Consider the following 18417-nt stretch of genomic DNA (forward strand, 5'->3'; position numbering starts at 1 on the left):
CGCGGCCGACACGACACAATCGACGGGTGAACGGCACCCTGATCCTCCTCGTCGTCATCGCGGCCATCGCGGTGACCGGCCTCGCCAACCGCGGCAACCTGCAGGCCCCGCTCGTTCTCGTCACGATCGGTTCGATCGCGTCGTTCGTGCCGGGTGTGCCGCACCTGGAACTGCACCCGCACGTCATCCTCGGTGTGGTGCTGCCGCCGCTGCTGTACTCGGCGTCCCTACGTTTCTCCGTCGCCACGTTCCGGCGGCACCTCGGCCCCATCCTGCGGCTGGGCATCTTCATGGTTCTCGTCACCGCGTTCGTGGTGGCGTTCGTCGCCGACTCGATGATCCCGGAACTGACACTCGGGGCGGCCCTCGTCCTCGGCGCCGTGGTCGCGCCGACCGACGCGGTCAGCGCCGTCGCGGTCGGGCAGAAACTCGGATTGCCGCGCCGCGTCATCGCGATCCTCACCGGTGAGGGCCTCGTCAACGACGCGACCGCACTGACCCTGTTCGCGGTGGCGATCTCGGCGGTCGTCGGTTCGCGCGGTCTCGTCGACCAGCCCGTCGTGTTCTTCCTGTACGAGGTCGCCGGTGGAGTCGGAGTCGGTCTGCTGCTCGCGGTGATCGTGCACTGGGTGCGCGGCCGCATGTACGACTCGCCCCTCGAGACGGCGGCGGGCCTGGTGTTGCCGTTCGCCGCATACCTGGCCGCCGAGGAGATCGGGGCGTCCGGAGTGCTCGCCGTCGTCACCGCCGGGCTCTACATGGGGCACCGCGCCACCGACGTGTCGGTGGGCACCCGCATCCAGGAACGATCGGTGTGGGAGAGCGTCGACGTGCTCCTCGAGATGTTCGTCTTCGCCTACATGGGAATGCAACTGAAGTTCGTGGTCGACGGGGTCCGCGGGCACGGCATCGACCTCGGCGACGCCGCCGTCTACGCGGTCGTGGTGCTGGCCGTCGTCATGGCGATCCGACCGGTGTGGGTGCTGCTGCACTGGGCGCGCCGCGGCGTGATGCGGCGCATGGGGTGGCGCCGCGCGGGCTACGACCATCTGAACGTGCGCGAGCACATCGTCGTGTCGTGGGCCGGTATGCGCGGTGTCGTCACCCTCGCGGCCGCCGGCGGTGTGCCGTTCGTCCTCGCGAACGGTGACCCGTTCCCGGGCCGTGAGATCATTCAGGCGCTCGCCTTCGTCGTCGCCGTCGGAACCCTGCTCATCCAGGGCGCGACGATGCCCCTGCTCATCAGGAGACTCGACGTGTCCGACCCGTACGAACGGATCCGCGCCGAAGAACAACTCGCGCTCGCCCGCCGGATCTCCCGCAAGGCCGGTGAGGACACGATGCGCACCCTCGCGGAGAACCCACCCGACGGTGTGGACGGGACCGTCGTCGCCACCACCCTCGAGCGGGTGCACCGATCCATGCAGTCCCGGCTCGACGCGCAACGCGCCGAGGACACCGGCGAACTCGATCCCGCCGCCATCCGCGCCGGAATCCTGTTCGACGACTTCCGTCGCGCAACCCTGCGCGCCCAGCGGGACGCGCTGATCGCCGCCCGTGACGCCGGGGACCTCGACGACGAAACCCTCCGCGGGGTGCTCGAGAGCCTCGACACGGAGGAAGCCGCCGTCGAGGAACGCGTCAACCGGCGCGCACGGCGGTGATCGCGTGACCGCCGTCGCCGTCCTCGTCCTCCTCCTCGTGATCACGGTGGTCGCGGCAGGATTCGCCGCCGTATGGTTGCGGACCCGCCGCGTCGTGACCACCCCCGCCGAACGTGCCGTCCACAGCACCCTGCACACCGCGTCGCTCGCGGCGCGGCCACTGCGCCGCGGCCTCGACGCCGACTCGGCCGCCGAGGCCGCACCGCACCTGAGGCAACTGCTCGGCGGGGCACAGGCGGTCGCGTTGATCGACGCGGACGGTGCTCTCCTCGCGTGGCACGGCCCGTTCGAGGCACTCACCGGGCAACTCGTCGACGCCGCCGCCCGCGCGATCGACGGTGAACGCCGCGTCCTCGTCGGGCACGGCACCCTGGACCGCGGCCCCGCCGACATCGCCGCCCGCGCCCTGATCGCGCAGCCGCTCGTCGTCGACGACGTGGGCGTCGCCGGGGTGCTCGGTGTGGTCACCACCACCGACCCGGGACCGGCGTTGCTGGGGGCGCTCACCGAGGTCGCCCGGTACGCGTGCAGCCAACTCGAACTCGCCGAACTCGACGCGTCCCGCGCCCGACTCGACCGCGCCGAGGTGCGTGCCCTGCGTGCGCAGATCAGCCCGCACTTCGTGTACAACGCCCTCAACACCGTCGCGTCGTTCGTCCGCACCGACCCCGACCGGGCACGCGAACTGCTCCTCGAATTCGCCGACTTCACCCGCTACTCGTTCCGCGCGACCGGCGAGTACACGCTGCTCGCCGACGAACTGCGCAACATCGACCGCTATCTGACCCTCGAACGAGCCCGGTTCGGCAACGCCCTCGAGGTGCGCCTGCAGATCGCACCGGAAGTCCTCAACGTCGCACTGCCGTTCCTCGCGTTGCAGCCGCTCGTCGAGAACGCGGTGCGGCACGGCATCGCCGGCAAGTCGACGCGTGCCGGCACCATCACCATCGTCGCCGCCGACGAGGGAACCGACTGCGTCATCACCGTCGAGGACGACGGCGTCGGCATGGATCCCGAACTGCTGCGGTCCGGGGTGCTCGACTCCACCCGGGACGGTGACGGCACCGCAGTGAAGGAATCCGCACACGTCGGCCTCGCGAACGTCGACGACAGGCTGCGCGCCGCGTTCGGCAACGACTACGGCCTGGTCGTCGACACCGCGCCGGGCGCCGGCACGAAGGTCGGCATGCGCGTCCCGAAGTTCCGGGCGGGTATCCGGCCGTGACCGGGAACGCTCGTGGCACGATGGGTGCGCTGTGAACGAGATCACCGACACCCTCGCCGTCCTCGCCGTCGACGACGAACCGCCCGCCCTCGACGAGTTGGCCTTTCTGCTGCGCGCCCGACCAGAGGTCGGGCACGTCCACACCGCGGGAGAGGCCACGACCGCGTTGCGGCTCCTGCAGGGCGGGGGGATCGACGCCGTGTTCCTCGACATCAGCATGCCCGGACTCGACGGCCTCGAACTCGCCGGGATCCTCCGCAACTTCGCGACACCACCGGACGTGGTGTTCGTGACCGCACACGACGACCGCGCGGTGTCCGCGTTCGACCTCGGTGCCGTGGACTACGTCCTCAAACCGCTCCGGGAGGAACGCCTCGCCGAGGCGGTGCGGCGCATCGCGCAGCGCCGCGCCCCCGCCACCGGCACCGACACGACCCCCGGCGACGAGGTGATTCCCGTCGAACTCGGCGGCATCACCACGCTCGTCCCGCGGTCGTCGGTGCGGTGGGTCGAAGCCGACGGAGACTACGCCCGACTCCACACCGACACCGCGTCACACCTCGTCCGCATCCCCCTCTCGTCGCTGGAGAGCCGCTGGGCGGACGCCGGGTTCCTCCGGGTACACCGCTCGTATCTGGTGGCATTACCACTGGTCACAGGGATCCGCAGCGTCGGATCCGGTCTCGTCGTGTGCATGCGGCCCGTCGGCGACGAAGCACCCGTCGAACTGCCCGTCAGCCGCCGACACACCCGCGAACTCAAGGACCGCCTGATCCGCGGACCGATGCAGAGTTGGACATCGCGGTGACCGGATCACAGGACGACGACCCGCGGCAGCATCCGAGTGCCGCACCGCGGCAGCGCCCGAGTGCCGCACCGCGGCAGCGCCCGAGTGCCGCACCGCGGCAGCGCCCGAGTGCCGCACCGCGGCAGCGCCCGAGTACCGCACCGCGGCAGCGGGTCGTGCTCGCCGAACGGCGCGGCGCCCGGATCGTCCGAACCCGCGTCGAGGTGCAACAGCAGACGGCGGTCGGCGACGCGATGGTGCGCGGCCTCGTCCGGGCCCAACTCGGACTGGCACTGCGGGTCGCGTTGACCGTTGTGTGCCTGCTCGGCGCCGTCCCACTGATCTCCCACCTGCTGCCCGGTGTCGCGGGCGTGACGATCCTCGGGGTGCCGCTGCTGTGGATCGGGCTCGGCGCCGGCGCCTACCTGCTGCTGTTCGCGTTCGCGTGGCTGTACGTGCGGCTCGCCGAACGCAACGAACAGGACTTCACCGACATCACCGACGCCTGACCCGCACATGGACTCACCCGTGCCCGTGCTCACCGTCGTCGGTCTCGTCGTCGCCGCCGTCGCGACCGTCGCGATCGGCGTGTACGGGGTACGCATGGCGCGCACCACCTCCGACTTCCTCGTCGCGTCCCGCAGCGTGGGGCCGCGTTGGAACGCCGCCGCGATCTCCGGCGAATACCTGTCGGCGGCATCGTTCCTCGGCGTTGCGGGGCTCGTCGCCAAGTACGGGGCCGACGCACTCTGGTATCCGGTGGGATTCACCGCCGGCTACCTCGGCCTGCTGCTGTTCGTCGCGGCGCCGCTGCGCCGTTCCGGTGCCTACACGGTGCCCGACTTCGCCGAGTACCGGCTCGGGCAGCCGTGGCTGCGCACCCTCGCGATGCTCGTCGTCGCCGTCATCTGCGTCCTCTACCTGGTACCGCAGTTCCAGGGTGCGGGACTGACCCTCAACATCCTGCTCGGACTGCCCGGCTGGGTGGGGGTCGCCGTCGTCGGTGTCATCGTCATCGCCAACGTCGTCGGCGGCGGCATGCGCTCGATCACCTTCGTGCAGGCCTTCCAGTACTGGCTCAAACTCACCGCGGTGGCGTTGCCCGCGCTGGTACTCGCGGTGCACTTCGCGGGCGACGACCGGGCGGTGGACGAGCCGCTGCCGCCGACCGTCGTGGACGCGACGACCGTCGACATCACCGTCGACGTCGTCGTGCAGGTCGCCGAACCGTTGACCGTCACCGTTCGCGGTGAGGTCGACGCGCGACCCGTCGACGGCCGCATCACCCTGGCGCCCGGCGAACACGAGCTCGCCGCCGGCACCGAACTCGCCCTCGACGCGGGCTCCTCCGTCCCGGTGGTCGCGGGTGCGCCGAGCGACGGCGCGGCATGGTCGTCGCCGGGCGCCGGGATCGGTGAGGGCCCGCAGCACCACCTGTTCCAGGTGTACTCGCTGATGATCGCCACATTCCTCGGCACGATGGGTCTCCCGCACGTCCTCGTCCGCTTCTACACCAATCCCGACGGGCGAGCCGCCCGCATCACGTCCCTCGCGGTGATCGCGCTGCTCGGCGTGTTCTATCTGTTCCCGACGCTGCTCGGGGTGTTCGCGCGCCTGTACGTACCGCAACTGCTCATCACCGGCCGGTCCGACGCCGCTGTGCTGCTGCTCCCCGGCTCGGTGCTGTCGGGGTGGGGTGGGCAGCTGCTCGCGGCGCTCGTCGCGTCCGGCGCCATCGCCGCGTTCCTGTCCACGTCGTCGGGGTTGCTCGTCAGTGTCGCCGGGGTGCTGTCGACGGACGTGCTGCGCGGCCGTGTCCGCGACTTCCGGATCGCGGCGGTCCTCGCCGGGGTGGTGCCGCTGCTGTTGGCGCTGTCGGTGACGTCACTGGACCTGTCGAGGTGGGTGGGGCAGGTGTTCGGGATCGCCGCGTCCACGCTGTGTCCGCTGCTGATCCTGGGTATCTGGTGGCGGGGGCTGACAGCGGTCGGTGCTGCCGCGGGCATGATCGTCGGCGGGGCGGTGGCCGGTGGCGCCGCGCTGCTGGCGGTCGTCGCCCCGTTCGATCCGGCGACGGCCGGGGGGTGGCCGTCGGTGCTGTCGGCATACCCGGCGGCGATCAGTGTTCCGCTGGCGTTCTCGACCATGGTGCTGGTGAGCCTCGCGACGCGCAGTCGGATACCGGTGGACGTCGGCCGGGTGTTCTCCCAGATGCACGTGCCGGAACGACTCGGACTGGGCCGGGACCGCGAGCTCGGGGCATTCGACGACCGGCATTCGGCCACCGCGGTTCCGGAGCCGCAACCCGTTCCGGACGAACACGACCGACCGGGTGGGACCATCGGGTAGTGCCGTTCGTCGCTGTCGGTCGACCGTTCGGCGCACGGCACGACAGTTCGGCGTGCAGCCGGTACGCACCCCTTCTGGTGTGATGCCCATCTCATTAGCGTCTGTGGTCACCACAACTCACACGTACGACCGAGGAGTCGGCAGTGACCACAGCAGCCCCGAGGGAGAGCTCGGTACCGGAGCGGCGTATCCCCTCACCGCAAGAATTCGTCGACATGCAGGCCAGCCCCGAGTTCCAGGAACTGCGCAGCCGGCTGCGCCGGTTCGTGTTCCCGGTGACGGCGTTCTTCCTGTCCTGGTACGCCCTGTACGTGCTCCTCGCGACCTACGCCGACGAGTTCATGGCGACCAAGGTGATCGGCAACATCAACGTCGGCCTGATCCTGGGGCTCGGCCAGTTCGTGACGACCTTCGCCATCACCGCCCTGTACGTCAAGTTCGCCGGGCGCGAGCTGGATCCGCGGTCCGCCGCGATCCGTGAAGAGCTGGAAGGACCGCAGCAGTGAACGTACTCGCGCAGGCGCACACCGACGTCGGCAATCCCATCCTCAACATCGCGATCTTCATCGCGTTCGTCGTCGTCACCATGGGCCTGGTCATCAAGGCCAGCCGCACCACGAAGAAGGCCTCCGACTTCTACACCGGCGGCGGCCAGTTCTCCGGTCCGCAGAACGGGTTCGCGATCGCCGGTGACTACCTGTCGGCCGCGTCGTTCCTCGGCATCGCCGGTGCCATCGCCGTCTACGGCTACGACGGATTCCTCTACTCGATCGGGTTCCTCGTCGCGTGGCTCGTGGCGCTGCTGCTCGTCGCCGAACTGCTCCGCAACACCGGGCGGTTCACCATGGCCGACGTGCTGAGCTTCCGGCTCAAGCAACGGCCCGTGCGGATGGCCGCGGCCCTGTCGACGCTCGCTGTGTCGCTGTTCTACCTGCTCGCGCAGATGGCCGGTGCCGGTGGTCTCGTCGCGCTGCTGCTCGACATCGAAGGCACGACCGGACAGGCGATCGTCGTCGCGATCGTCGGTGCGCTCATGATCGTGTACGTGCTCATCGGGGGCATGAAGGGCACCACCTACGTGCAGATGGTCAAGGCCGTTCTGCTCGTCGCCGGTGCCGCCGTGATGTTCCTGCTGGTGCTGTTCGCCGTGCGCGGCAACTTCTCGCAGCTGCTGGCCGACGCGCAGGCCATGGCCTCGAACTCCGCGGACGAGACCGTCGCGAACCGCGACATCCTCGCTCCCGGCGCCAAGTACGGCATCAGCGGCATGACCCGCATCGACTTCATCTCGCTCGGTATCGCACTCGTACTCGGTACCGCCGGTCTGCCGCACGTGCTCATGCGCTTCTACACGGTGCCCACCGCGAAGGAGGCCCGCCGTTCGGTGACCTGGGCGATCTCCCTGATCGGCGCCTTCTACCTGTTCACGCTGGTGCTCGGCTACGGTGCCGCGAAGACGGTCGGCCCCGACGTCATCCTCGGTGCCCCCGGCGGTGAGAACGCCGCCGCGCCGCTGCTCGCCTTCGAACTCGGCGGAACCGTGTTCCTCGCGGTGATCTCGGCGGTCGCGTTCGCCACGATCCTCGCCGTCGTCGCGGGGCTCGCCATCACGGCATCCGCGTCGTTCGCCCACGACATCTACGCCAACGTCCTCAAGCGCGGCAACGCCACCGAGGACGAGCAGGTACGCGTCTCCCGGATCACCGTCGTCGTGATCGGTGTTCTGTCGATCGTGCTCGGCATCCTGGCGATGGGGCAGAACATCGCCTTCCTGGTGGCACTGGCCTTCGCGGTGGCCGCGTCGGCGAACCTGCCGACCCTGCTGTACTCGCTGTTCTGGAAGAAGTTCAACACCACCGGCGCACTGTTCAGCATCTACGGTGGTCTCATCAGCTGCCTGCTGCTGATCGTGTTCTCGCCGGCCGTGTCGGGCAAGGCGTCGTCGATGTTCCCGAACGCCGACTTCGCGTGGTTCCCGCTGTCCAACCCGGGCATCGTGTCCATCCCGCTGGCGTTCGTCCTCGGCATCGTCGGCACCTACGTCGGCCGCAACAAGACGGAAGATCCGTTCAAGCAGGCCGAGATGGAGGTCCGTTCCCTCACCGGTGTCGGTGTGGAGAAGGCGGTCGCCCACTGACGTCGGGGTGGATGACCCACCCCCCACCCCCCTGAGTGAGCGAACGGTACACCCGATCGATCGGATCGATCGGGTGTACCACTCGCTCACGGGTGGGGGCGGGTGGGCGGCACAATGAGGGCATGCCGACCCGCACGGTCGACGGGCTGCGACTGAACGTCACGAACGTCGACAAGGTGCTGTACCCGAGCACCGGCACCGTCAAGGGCGACGTCATCGACTACTACATCGCCGTCGCCGGTGCGATGCTGCCGCACGTCGCCGGACGCCCCGGCACCCGCAAACGCTGGCCGAACGGGGTGGACGAACCCGCCTTCTTCGAGAAGAACCTCGCCGCGCACGCACCGTCGTGGCTCGACCGCCGCACCGTCCGACACCGGCACAGCACCGTCACCTACCCGGTGATCGACTCGGCGGCGGGGCTGGCGTGGCTCGGGCAGCAGGCCGCCCTCGAACTGCACGTGCCGCAGTGGCGATTCCACGGCCCTGTCCCGGGCATCGCGACCCGGCTCGTGTTCGACCTCGACCCCGGACCCGGCGTGGGCCTGACCCAGTGCGCGCGGGTGGCGGGATACGTCCGCGACACCGTCGCGGAGTTGGGCTGGACGGCCTATCCGGTGACCAGCGGCAGCAAAGGAATCCACGTCTACGTTCCCCTCGACCGGGAACTCGCCGCCGACGGTGCGTCCACCGTCGCGCGACAGGTCGCGATGAACCTCGCGACACTCCACCCGGACCTGGTGACGGCGACGATGTCGAAGGCCGTCCGCGGAGGCAGGGTGTTCGTCGACTGGAGTCAGAACAACGCCGCGAAGACCACCGTTGCCCCGTACTCGCTGCGGGGCCGCGACGAACCGTGGGTGGCGGCGCCCCGCACCTGGGACGAACTCGACGATCCCGAGCTGCGACATCTGCGGTTCGACGAGGTCCTCGACCGCATCGCCGAACACGGTGATCTGCTGGACGGACTCGACCCACCGCTGCCCGACGACCCGCCGGCCGATGCGCTGAGCGTCTACCGTGCCAAGCGCAACGCCGCACGCACCCCCGAACCCGTCCCCGACACGATCGGCGACGGAGCCGACGACAACCGGTTCGTCATCCACGAACACCACGCGCGGCGCCTGCATTTCGACCTGCGTCTCGAACACGACGGGGTACTCGCGTCCTGGGCGGTGCCGAAGAACCTGCCGGAGGACACCGGAACGAACCATCTGGCGGTCCGCACCGAGGACCACCCCCTCGAATACCTGGGGTTCCACGGAACCATCCCCCGGGGCGAATACGGAGCCGGGGAGATGTCGGTGTGGGACACGGGGACGTTCGACACCGAGAAGTGGCGCGACGACGAGGTGATCGTGTGGCTGCGCGGCACCCGGCTGACGGGACGGTACGCCCTCATCCGCACCGGTGGGCGCCAGTGGCTCGCGCACCGCATGAAGCGGCAGACCCCCCGATTCCCCGACGGCGTCCTGCCGATGTCGGCGACACCCGGCACCGTCGACGATCTCGACGCCGCGCGGTGGGCGTTCGAAGGGAAATGGGACGGCTATCGTGCGATCGCCGAGATCCGGGATTCCACCGTGCGATTGCGGGCACGGTCCGGTCGCGACATCACCGACGAGTACCCGACGCTGGGCGACCTCGCGCGGATCCTCGCCGGCCACGACGCGGTACTCGACGGCGAGATCGTCGCGGTCGCGCCGGACGGCACCACGAGCTTCCGGTTGCTGCAGCACGGCGGGGTACCGCAGTACCGGGTCTTCGACGTCCTGTATCTCGACGGCGTGTCACTGCTCGGCAAACCGTACGACGATCGTCGCCGCGTACTCGACGCGCTGGCCGCGGCCGTCGACGGACTGTGCGTCCCGGAGCCGATCGCGGGCGACGGCGCGGCAGCGGTGCGCGCCGCGGCGGACCGCGGCTGGGAGGGTGTCGTCGCGAAACGACGCGACTCGCCGTACCTGCCGGGCAAGCGCAGTCCGACGTGGATCAAGGCGAAGAACTGGCTCACACAGTCGGTGGTCGTCGGCGGATACCGGTGGGGGAAGGGTGCGCGCACGGCGACGTTCGGGTCGCTGCTCGTGGGTGTCCACACCGACGACGGACTCGTGTACGCGGGCCGGGTCGGCACCGGTTTCGACGATCGCGACCTGGCGTATCTGACGGCCGAACTGCATGCGCGCGAACGCCCCGACTGCCCGTTCACCGGTGGCGTGCCCGAGGCGGATCGCGGTGACGCGGTGTGGGTCGCGCCCGAGCTGGTGGGGGAGGTGCAATTCCAGGCGTGGACCGACGGGGGGCGTCTGCGGCATCCCAGCTGGCTGGGAACACGCGACGATCTCGGCCCCGAGGCGGTGCGGCGGGAGGACACGACGTGAACACGATTCGCGGGCCGTCGACGTGTCTGCGCCCCGATGCCCCGGGAAAAATGTAGCGTTACTCGCAGACCGGACCGCAGTCCGTCGGGGAACCGCCCGGTCGTCGGTGCAGCCCAGCTCGAGGATTCGTGTCATGACCAGTGCGCTCGGCCCCTCCCCGATATCAGGTCCCGCGCGGGTCCGTTCCGTACTCGCCGCGCCACCGTCGGCGCCCGTGCGGTTGTCGGACCGTGAGATCGAGATCCTCCGCATGTGGCTGATGACCGAGTCGAAAGCGGAGGTCGCGGCGTGTCTGCACGTCACGGTGGCGACGGTGAGCACGCACATCTCGCGGATCCGCGAGAAGTACACGCGGGTGGGTCGTCCCGCACCGACGAAGACCGCGTTGCTCGTGCGTGCGCTGCAGGACGGCGTGATCACGATCGACGAGTTGTGACGTCACGCGAATTGTGACGGGACGGTCGGCGACGTACTGTCGCGGGCCGTGACTGTCGTCAAATCGATCGTTCTGTTCGTGGTTGCCGCGCTGTTCGAGATCGGTGGTGCGTGGCTCGTGTGGCAGGGCGTGCGCGAACACCGCGGTTGGATCTGGGTCGGTCTCGGCGTCCTGGCGCTCGGCGCATACGGATTCGTCGCGACCCTGCAACCCGACGCTCACTTCGGGCGGATTCTCGCCGCCTACGGCGGGGTGTTCGTTGCGGGATCGCTCGTGTGGGCGATGGTGATGGACGGCTTCCGGCCCGACAGGTGGGACGTCACCGGTGCCCTCGTGTGTCTCGTCGGGGTCGCCGTCATCATGTACGCGCCGCGCTGACGCAGGTCAGCCGACGACGACGGTGCCTGTCGCCGGGGTCGAGTTGCAGAGCGGTCCGCTGCCGAGGCTCACGGACCCGAACACGGTGACCAGTACCTCGCCGGCGCCGGTCTCGACATCCGCCGACAGGTTCGGGTACGTACCCGCGAGGTCGGCCATCCCCGCCGCACCGGTGTCGCGGTTGAGCCACGCCACCGACACCTGGCCTGCCGCGGGCATGATCCCGATCGCCGGCCCCGTCGAGAACACCACGTGACCGGGTGCGATCGCCGGGTCGGTCTCGGGCCCCGGTTGCGCGGTGACGGTGGTGAACGACGCGAGACTGCCCTGGTTGAGGCAGCCGATGGTGACGGCCGTACCCACCGGCTGGGCGGGTGCCGCGGTGGCGGCGCCGGCCAGCGCGACGGCGGCCGCGACGGGTGCGGCGAGGGTGAGTGCTCGACGGATGGCTCGCAATGCAGGCATGCTGCAGGCTCCTCGATGTCCGGGTCCTCATCGCCGGGTGCCCACCGCCGGTTCAGCAGGCGGCGCGTCCCGTACCGATGACTCCGGTGAGTGTATCGGGAAGACGCTGTGCGACGAGGCGATTCGACGAGGGTGGGTGCCGTGATTCCGCGGTGCGCCCACCGCGCCGAACCGAACGGTGGTTATCGTCGACGGATGGATTTCCTCGCGATCCCCACACTGACCGGACGCCTCGTCACGCTCGAACCGCTCGGGCGCGAGCATCGCGACGACCTGGCGGATGCGGTCGCGGAGGACGGCCTGTACGAGAAGGCCTGGTACACGCGGACACCGTCACCCGAGGGGATGGGCGCGGCGATCGATGCGAAGTCGGCCGAGCACGCCGCCGGTCGCGTCGTCCCGTGGGTGATCCGACGGGCCGCCGACGGCACGGCGGTGGGCATGACGACGTTTCTGAACATCCGCGCCGACCACCGGCGTCTCGAGATCGGCTCGACCTGGCTGTCGGCGAGCGCGCAGGGAACGGGAATCAACACCGAGGCCAAGCTCCTCCAACTCACCCACGCCTTCGAGACGTTGCAGTGCATCGCCGTGGAATTCCGCACGCACTGGCACAACCGGCGGTCGCGGCGTGCGATCGAGGCACTCGGTGCGAAGCAGGACGGGGTTCTGCGCAACCATGATCTGTGGCGCGACGGGACGATGCGCGACGTCGTGGTCTTCTCGATCATCGAGAACGAGTGGCCGACGGTGAAACTGGGACTGACCGAGAAGCTGCGTGCCGGTCCGGTGCCGCGGACCTGACCCGGGCGCCACCCACACACCCTGAGTTAGGGTGACCTCATGAAATGGGAGAACTTCGTTTCCACCCTGGTCGGCAGCGAATCGGTCACCGCGAACCTGCTGCGCCTCCGCTTCGAGATCGGTGGCGGCACCGGACCCGGCTACGTGCCGATCGCGCCGGGGGACGAGGCCGTCGCCTTCTACTTCTCCGGCGACGGTGAGGAACTGCACGCTCGGCCCAGCGACAATCCCGCCGCGCTGGGCGGCTGGGAGATCGCCGACGAGGAACGCAGCGTCGGGCACCGCAACTACACGGTGCGCGCGTTCGATCCGTCGACGCGGACGATGACCGTCGATGTCGCCGTCCACGATCACGGCCCCGCGATCGACTGGTTCCGGGCCGCCGAACCCGGCTGGCGTGTCCTCACCGCGGGGCCGCGCTCCTGGTACGAGCCGCCGGCCGCCGGTCGGCACGTACTCGCCGGTGATCTTGCGGCGTTGCCCGCGCTCGCTCGGATCCTCGAGGCGACCGACGAGTCGATCCCGGTGACCGTGATCGCGGAGGTCCTCGACCGCAGCGACCTCGACTACCTTCCCGCCCGCGCGAACACCGAGATCGTCGAACTCGTCGGATCGGGCAACGGTGCGGCACCGACACGACTGTCGTCGGCGTTGACCGAACTGGACCTGCCCGCGGACGCGTACTGCTGGTTCTCGGGTGAGGCAGCCGACATCCGCGCTGCGAAGAAGCACCTGCGGTCGCTGGGGTGGTCGCGCGACCGGTTCGACATCGTCGGCTACTGGCGTGAGGACGCCGAGAAGTGGGCAGTGAAGTTCGAAGAATGCGGCGACGAACTGCGTCGGATCTACGCGGACGCCCTCGCGGACGGCAAGTCGGTCGAGGAGGCCATGGACGTCTACGAGGAAGCATTGGAGAAGGCCGGACTCTGATCGCCCCGGTCGCGCCGGTGCCCGCCGAGTCGCGGGTGCCACCCGCCCCGGTGAGCGAATGTATCGCTCGCTCGATTGATTCGAGCGAGCGATACATTCGCTCGATTGGCAGGGGAGGGGGAGGCGAAAACGTGCCTTTACCAGGAAAAATCTGTGTGCCCCCGGCAGGATTCGAACCTGCGACACCCGCTTTAGGAGAGCGGTGCTCTATCCCCTGAGCTACGAGGGCGTGTGCTGATCGGGTGGTCCCGACCGGCGCGCTGTGAGTGTAGCGGTCCGCGGTGCTCGATGCCGAAGCGAGCGCCGCGACCGGCCGCTCGTTACGTACCGGTCGGTTCGTTTCCCGCGTTGTGAGATCACTGGAAGGTCACGCTGGACCACCGCTATATCGTTTTGTTACCTTGAGTCGCCAAGGACGGCCGGAGCGTTACAGCGATGGTCGGGATCGGGACGACGGAACGGGACGGCGACTGTGGCACGGCACCAGCGGACACGCGACGAGGCACCTGCATTCGAGATCGACCAGGCGGGTACGCCGATCGCGCGGGGTCGGCACCGGCTCGAGCCGACCGGTACGTCCGCGCCGGTGAAGGCCGCGACCGTCGCCGCCGCGACGGGTGCGTTCTTCGCCATCGGATCGCAGTTCGCGGCCGGTACCGCTGCCGCGCATCCCGGGCACGACGCCCCCGTGCAGGCCACCCCGCCGCAGACCGGCAACCTTCCGTTCGAGCTGCCCGCGGGCCTGCTTCCGGAAGGCGTCGAGATCCCGGTGATCCCCGGCGTCACCGCACCCGCCGAGCAGGGTGCGCCCCAGCTGCCCGTCGAGGTCGCCGACCTCGTCCAGCAGTTCACCGGCGGCAACAACTGGCTCGACGACCTCAACCCCGTCAAGCCCAGCACCGTGCAGCCCGTCTCCGGCACGTTGACCTCCGACTTCGGCCAGCGGTGGGGCGCCCACCACGGCGGTATCGACATCGCCGCCCCGATCGGCACCCCGATCCAGTCGGCGTCCGACGGCACCGTCGTCGACGCGGGCGCCGCATCCGGATACGGGCAGTGGGTGAGGATCCAGAACGACGACGGCACCACCGCCGTCTACGGGCACGTCGACACCTACCAGGTTTCCGCGGGGCAGCGGGTGTCCGCGGGGCAGCAGATCGCGACTGTCGGCAACCGCGGGTGGTCCACCGGACCGCACCTGCACTTCGAAGTGTGGGATCAGAACGGCGCCAAGACCGATCCGAACGCGTGGCTGAACAACCGCGGCGTGTTCGCCGACTGGGACATCAACCGCTCGCTCTGACCGGAGCGGACTCCGCACCCGCCCTCCCGTCCCCGCTGCTCTTCTGATCCACGCAACGCCGCGCGTCACAGCGTTAGGCTTGCCGGAAGAGCCGCCGGAAGATCGAGAGGGCGCCCATGGGCACCGATATCACCGCGTGCGCCTTCACCGGCGCCGATCGGCGCCGCTTCCGGCGCAAGGTCGCCGACTGCATGGATGCTCTCGAACGTATGCTCCGCGACGGCACCTTCGCCGACGTGCACGCGTCCCCGGAACCCCAACTGGGTATGGAGATCGAGTTCAACCTCGTCCGCGACGACATGTCGCCGGCGATGTCGAACCTCGAGGTGCTGCAGGCCATCGACGACCACGCCGTGTTCCAGACCGAACTCGGCCAGTTCAACGTCGAGATGAATGTGGAACCGGGACCGCTCAGTGGTGACGCGACCCTCGACGTCGAGGAATCCCTGCGCGAATCCCTGCGCCGCGCGGACGACCGCATGCACCTGTTCGACGCGCAGCTCGTCATGATCGGGATGCTCCCCACCCTCGAACTCGACCATCTGGGCCGCGACCGCATCACCGCCAATCCCCGTTACGAGGCGCTCAACGAGCAGATCTTCGCGGCCCGCGGGGAGGACATCGAACTCGAACTCGACGGGGTTCCGCTACCGGGCACCGACGTCGCCGAACGGTTGCGGGCCGACACCAACTCGGTGGTGCCGGAGGCGGCGTGCACGTCGCTGCAACTGCATCTGCGGCTCGCTCCCGACGACTTCGCGCCGCACTGGAACGCCGCGCAGTGCCTGGCGGGTGTGCAGGTGGCGCTCGCCGCGAACTCGCCGTTCCTCGCGGGCAAGGCCCTGTGGCACGAGACTCGCATCCCGCTGTTCGCGCAGGCCACCGACACCCGACCGCTGGAACTGAAGAACCAGGGCGTGCGACCGCGCGTGTGGTTCGGGGAACGCTGGATCGAGTCACCGCTCGACCTGTTCGAGGAGAATGCGCGGTATTTCACCGCGTTGCTGCCGGAGGTGTCCGACGCGGATCCCCTCGCCGATCTCGCGGAAGGGCGTATCCCGGCGCTGCGCGAGTTGCAGATGCACAACGGCACGATCTACCGGTGGAACCGCCCGGTGTACGACGTGAGCGACGGGCAGGCGCACCTGCGGATCGAGAATCGAGTGCTGCCGGCCGGGCCGACGGTGCTCGACACGATGGCCAACGCCGCCTTCTACTACGGCGCGTTGCGCGCGGTGGTGGACGCCGACATCCCACTGTGGCGGCGGATGACGTTCGACGCCGCACACGAGAATCTGAGGCTCGCCGCGGAATTCGGGTTGGATGCGCGCCTGTACTGGCCGGATGTCGGCTGGGTCGGTGCCGACGAACTGGTGTTGCGGCGGTTGCTGCCGCTCGCCGACGCCGGTCTCGCGTCGTTCGGACTGTCGGCGCGAGCCCGCGACCGGTACCTCGGCATCATCGAGGGCCGCTGCCTGAACCGGCGGACGGGCGCGGCGTGGCAGCGGCACAACGTCGCGGCCCGTGAGCGTGCGGGGGAGGACCGTCGTGTCGCGTTGACCGGGATGCTCCGCGACTACGTGGCCGCCATGACCGACGGTCGACCCGTCCACGAATGGGATGTCGCGCGGTCGGAGTCGTAGCGACCGCGACACCGCGACCGTCGGTGTGGTCACCACCCGGTCGGCGGGCACCAGCACCGCGGAGAGGACGGCGAGCAGACCGAGCACGCCCACGGAAGCGGCTGGGTGGGGTCGGGCGCCGTCGGGCGATGTCGTCGGACACGGCGGTGTCCATGAACCGAGGGTGGACGCGAAACGGGTGGTGCTCCGGCCGTCGGGCCGGGGCACCACCCGTCATCGGTCGACGAGATCAGGCTCCGGTGGGCGCCCAGCTGTCGGGGCCGAACACCTCGTAGTGGATGTTCTCGGCGGGGACGTTGCGCTCGATCAGGGCCTCACGCAGCGACAGCATGAACGGCAGCGGGCCGCACAGGTAGGCCTGCGTCTTCGGATCCAGCGGCACCGAGGAGATGTCGGCGCGGCCGAGGCGGATCGTCTCGATGGGCTGACGGGCGCCGAGGTCCTCGTACCAGCGGTACACGTCGGCGGACGGGATCTTCTCGACGAGGGTCGCGAGCTCGTGCCGGTGGGCGTGGGCGGCGGCCGACCGGTCGGCGTGCAGCACGGAGATCTTGCGCTGGTCGCCGATCTCGGCCAGGTGCGAGAGCATCCCGATCATCGGGGTGCAGCCGATGCCGGCGGATGCGAGGAAGATCGGGGCGTCCTCGTCGCCGAGCACCAGGTCGCCGAACGGGGTGGTGACCTGCAGCTCGTCGCCCTCGAACAGGTTGTCGAACAGGAAGTTCGAGACCTCACCGGCGGGGATGACGGTGCCGTCGGGGCCGGTGGTGGCGGCGACCCGCTTGACGGTGATACGCCAATCGCCCTGCGACGGTGCGCTCGACAGGCTGTACTGGCGGATCTGGCGTGCGCCGTCGGGCAGCTTCACGCCGACCGACAGATACTGGCCGGGGCGGAACGACGGCAGCGGCGCGCCGTCGAGGGAGGTCAGGACGAAGGAGACGGTGTCGGACGACTGGTAGAGACGCTCGGCGACACGGACGGTGCGCCAGACCTCACCGGTCTCGACGCCCGCCGACGCGTAGAGGTTGGCCTCGAGGTCGATGAGGGTGTTCGCCATCAGCCAGTACAGCTCGTCCCAGGCCTTCGCGACCTCGGGAGTGATTGCCTCACCGAGGATTTCGACGATCGCCTCGAACAGGTGCTTGTGCACGATCCAGTACTCGTCGGGCTTGATGCCGAGGGAGGCGTGCTTGTGCGCGATGCGCGACAGGACGGCCTCGACACGCGCGGGGTCGGGATCGAGCTGGAGGGTGGCGAAGGCGGCGATCGACCCGGCGAGGGCCTTCTGCTGCTCACCCTGCTTCTGGTTGCCCCGGTTGAACAGATCTCGTTCGAGTTCAGGGTGCTCGCCGAACATCTTCCGGTAGAAGAGGGGCGTGATGTCGCCGATGGCAGCACCGACCGCGGGGAGGGTGGCCGCGATGACTTCCTTGGACTCGGATGAGAGTGCCATGGTGAACTCCATTTCCATTCAGGGTGTGGGCTGTATCAGGGTCAACAGGACGGGCTCGATCTTGGACTTCGCGAGATCGGCGACCGTCACGCCGTCGAGTGAGGAGAAGAAGGCCTCCTGGGCTTCGCGGAGAGCCTTGCGGAGACGGCAGCCGTTGCGCAACGGGCAGGGTTTCGCGCCGTCGCACTCGACCGTCTCTCCGTCTCCCTCGAGCTGTCGTGTCAGCCATCCGATGGTGGCGACACGACCGAGTTCGGTGATGGCCAGTCCGCCCCCTCGTCCGCGGCGGGTGGTCACGACACCGAGTTCGCTCAATCGGGCAACCACCTTCGTCGTATGTGCGTACGAGATGTGCAGCTGCTCGGCAACGGTTTTGGTCCTGGGTGTACTGTCCGCCGGGGCGGCGGCCAGGTACATGACAACTCGCAGTCCGAGATCGGTGAACTGCGTGAGCTGCAT

General features: G+C 69.2%; 17 protein-coding genes and 1 tRNA gene. 14 read left to right on the forward strand and 4 right to left on the reverse strand.

Translation table 11 applies throughout. The features are described from left to right. The first annotated feature begins 26 nt into the window (after positions 1–26). The 10 genes from LDQ05_RS07960 (at position 27) to LDQ05_RS08005 (ending at position 11357) form a co-directional block, all read left to right on the forward strand. Entirely contained in the window at positions 27–1664 is a 1638-nt protein-coding gene (locus LDQ05_RS07960; RefSeq protein WP_226436361.1) for a Na+/H+ antiporter, read from the forward strand. A 4-nt stretch (positions 1665–1668) separates the two neighbouring features. Further along, complete coding sequence (locus LDQ05_RS07965) at positions 1669–2889, forward strand: sensor histidine kinase (RefSeq protein ID WP_226436362.1); 1221 nt, start codon at positions 1669–1671, stop codon at positions 2887–2889. Between the two features lie 31 nt (positions 2890–2920). Next, a complete protein-coding gene (locus LDQ05_RS07970) occupies positions 2921–3697 on the forward strand; it encodes a LytR/AlgR family response regulator transcription factor (RefSeq protein WP_226436363.1) in 777 nt (258 codons plus the stop codon). A 155-nt stretch (positions 3698–3852) separates the two neighbouring features. Further along, positions 3853–4185 carry a hypothetical protein gene (locus tag LDQ05_RS07975; protein ID WP_226436389.1) on the forward strand — a complete coding sequence of 111 codons (333 nt, stop codon included), beginning with the start codon at positions 3853–3855 and terminating at the stop codon, positions 4183–4185. A 7-nt stretch (positions 4186–4192) separates the two neighbouring features. Continuing rightward, positions 4193–6025, forward strand: a complete 1833-nt coding sequence (locus LDQ05_RS07980; protein ID WP_226436364.1) for a sodium/solute symporter — start codon at positions 4193–4195, stop codon at positions 6023–6025. A gap of 215 nt (positions 6026–6240) precedes the next feature. After that, on the forward strand, positions 6241–6531 hold the full coding sequence (locus tag LDQ05_RS07985) for a DUF485 domain-containing protein (RefSeq protein ID WP_372461056.1): 291 nt from the start codon (positions 6241–6243) through the stop codon (positions 6529–6531). Then, on the forward strand, positions 6528–8162 hold the full coding sequence (locus LDQ05_RS07990) for a monocarboxylic acid transporter (protein ID WP_226436366.1): 1635 nt from the start codon (positions 6528–6530) through the stop codon (positions 8160–8162). Before LDQ05_RS07985 ends, LDQ05_RS07990 begins: the two co-directional genes overlap by 4 nt. A gap of 122 nt (positions 8163–8284) precedes the next feature. Next, positions 8285–10543 (forward strand): ATP-dependent DNA ligase, encoded by a 2259-nt coding sequence (locus LDQ05_RS07995; RefSeq protein ID WP_226436367.1) that lies wholly within the window; start codon positions 8285–8287, stop codon positions 10541–10543. A 133-nt stretch (positions 10544–10676) separates the two neighbouring features. Continuing rightward, complete coding sequence (locus LDQ05_RS08000; protein ID WP_226436368.1) at positions 10677–10979, forward strand: LuxR C-terminal-related transcriptional regulator; 303 nt, start codon at positions 10677–10679, stop codon at positions 10977–10979. Positions 10980–11027: 48 nt separating this feature from the next. After that, positions 11028–11357 (forward strand): YnfA family protein, encoded by a 330-nt coding sequence (locus tag LDQ05_RS08005; protein WP_372461054.1) that lies wholly within the window; start codon positions 11028–11030, stop codon positions 11355–11357. Between the two features lie 6 nt (positions 11358–11363). Here the strand turns inward: LDQ05_RS08005 and LDQ05_RS08010 are convergent, their stop codons facing one another. Beyond that, positions 11364–11822 (reverse strand): hypothetical protein, encoded by a 459-nt coding sequence (locus LDQ05_RS08010; RefSeq protein ID WP_226436369.1) that lies wholly within the window; start codon positions 11820–11822, stop codon positions 11364–11366. 195 nt (positions 11823–12017) lie between these two features. On the opposite strand from LDQ05_RS08010, the gene LDQ05_RS08015 reads away from it, so the two are divergent. Together LDQ05_RS08015 and LDQ05_RS08020 are read left to right on the forward strand one after the other, a co-directional pair. Further along, a complete protein-coding gene (locus LDQ05_RS08015) occupies positions 12018–12626 on the forward strand; it encodes a GNAT family N-acetyltransferase (protein ID WP_226436370.1) in 609 nt (202 codons plus the stop codon). A 39-nt stretch (positions 12627–12665) separates the two neighbouring features. Then, positions 12666–13556: a siderophore-interacting protein gene (locus tag LDQ05_RS08020; protein ID WP_226436371.1), complete on the forward strand. Its 891-nt coding sequence runs from the start codon at positions 12666–12668 to the stop codon at positions 13554–13556. A gap of 156 nt (positions 13557–13712) precedes the next feature. On the opposite strand, the gene LDQ05_RS08025 is transcribed toward LDQ05_RS08020, so the two are convergent. Beyond that, a tRNA-Arg gene (locus LDQ05_RS08025) sits at positions 13713–13785 on the reverse strand. Between the two features lie 243 nt (positions 13786–14028). Between LDQ05_RS08025 and LDQ05_RS08030 the strand changes: the two genes are divergently transcribed. Both LDQ05_RS08030 and LDQ05_RS08035 read left to right on the forward strand, forming a co-directional pair. Further along, positions 14029–14859 (forward strand): M23 family metallopeptidase, encoded by an 831-nt coding sequence (locus LDQ05_RS08030; RefSeq protein ID WP_226436372.1) that lies wholly within the window; start codon positions 14029–14031, stop codon positions 14857–14859. A 116-nt stretch (positions 14860–14975) separates the two neighbouring features. Then, positions 14976–16502 (forward strand): glutamate-cysteine ligase family protein, encoded by a 1527-nt coding sequence (locus LDQ05_RS08035; protein ID WP_226436373.1) that lies wholly within the window; start codon positions 14976–14978, stop codon positions 16500–16502. A 229-nt stretch (positions 16503–16731) separates the two neighbouring features. Here LDQ05_RS08035 and LDQ05_RS08040 read toward each other — a convergent pair whose 3' ends face one another. Further along, on the reverse strand, positions 16732–17958 hold the full coding sequence (locus tag LDQ05_RS08040) for a globin domain-containing protein (protein ID WP_226436374.1): 1227 nt from the start codon (positions 17956–17958) through the stop codon (positions 16732–16734). Positions 17959–17976: 18 nt separating this feature from the next. Continuing rightward, entirely contained in the window at positions 17977–18417 is a 441-nt protein-coding gene (locus LDQ05_RS08045) for an RrF2 family transcriptional regulator (RefSeq protein WP_226436375.1), read from the reverse strand.

This window comes from Rhodococcus yananensis (assembly GCF_020515525.1).
Lineage (GTDB): Bacteria > Actinomycetota > Actinomycetes > Mycobacteriales > Mycobacteriaceae > Rhodococcus > Rhodococcus yananensis.

What these genes read in the sequence shown, in the direction of transcription:
- LDQ05_RS08015 (WP_226436370.1), top strand. Translation starts at nt 12,018, where the DNA reads ATGGATTTCCTCGCGATCCCCACACTGACCGGACGCCTCGTCACGCTC.
- LDQ05_RS08045 (WP_226436375.1), bottom strand. Translation starts at nt 18,417, where the DNA reads ATGCAGCTCACGCAGTTCACCGATCTCGGACTGCGAGTTGTCATGTAC.
- LDQ05_RS08020 (WP_226436371.1), top strand. Translation starts at nt 12,666, where the DNA reads ATGAAATGGGAGAACTTCGTTTCCACCCTGGTCGGCAGCGAATCGGTC.
- LDQ05_RS08035 (WP_226436373.1), top strand. Translation starts at nt 14,976, where the DNA reads ATGGGCACCGATATCACCGCGTGCGCCTTCACCGGCGCCGATCGGCGC.
- LDQ05_RS08040 (WP_226436374.1), bottom strand. Translation starts at nt 17,958, where the DNA reads ATGGCACTCTCATCCGAGTCCAAGGAAGTCATCGCGGCCACCCTCCCC.
- LDQ05_RS07980 (WP_226436364.1), top strand. Translation starts at nt 4,193, where the DNA reads ATGGACTCACCCGTGCCCGTGCTCACCGTCGTCGGTCTCGTCGTCGCC.
- LDQ05_RS07995 (WP_226436367.1), top strand. Translation starts at nt 8,285, where the DNA reads ATGCCGACCCGCACGGTCGACGGGCTGCGACTGAACGTCACGAACGTC.
- LDQ05_RS08000 (WP_226436368.1), top strand. Translation starts at nt 10,677, where the DNA reads ATGACCAGTGCGCTCGGCCCCTCCCCGATATCAGGTCCCGCGCGGGTC.
- LDQ05_RS07985 (WP_372461056.1), top strand. Translation starts at nt 6,241, where the DNA reads ATGCAGGCCAGCCCCGAGTTCCAGGAACTGCGCAGCCGGCTGCGCCGG.
- LDQ05_RS08010 (WP_226436369.1), bottom strand. Translation starts at nt 11,822, where the DNA reads ATGCCTGCATTGCGAGCCATCCGTCGAGCACTCACCCTCGCCGCACCC.